Below are 329 nucleotides of genomic sequence, written 5' to 3' on the forward strand. Positions count from 1 at the left end.
CTGAAGTTAACGCATTAAGCACTCCGCCTGGGGAGTACGGCCGCAAGGCTGAAACTCAAAGGAATTGACGGGGGCCCGCACAAGCGGTGGAGCATGTGGTTTAATTCGAAGCAACGCGAAGAACCTTACCAGGTCTTGACATCCTCTGATAACCCTAGAGATAGGGCTTCCCCTTCGGGGGCAGAGTGACAGGTGGTGCATGGTTGTCGTCAGCTCGTGTCGTGAGATGTTGGGTTAAGTCCCGCAACGAGCGCAACCCTTGATCTTAGTTGCCATCATTAAGTTGGGCACTCTAAGGTGACTGCCGGTGACAAACCGGAGGAAGGTGG

1 rRNA gene is annotated in these 329 nt (G+C 54.4%); it reads left to right on the top strand.

Annotation, left to right across the window (positions count from 1 at the left end):
* Nucleotides 1–329: ribosomal RNA gene (locus KFD70_RS29360) — 16S ribosomal RNA — on the top strand; the annotation flags it as partial.

This window comes from Bacillus pfraonensis, from assembly GCF_050768835.1.
Lineage (GTDB): Bacteria > Bacillota > Bacilli > Bacillales > Bacillaceae_G > Bacillus_A > Bacillus_A pfraonensis.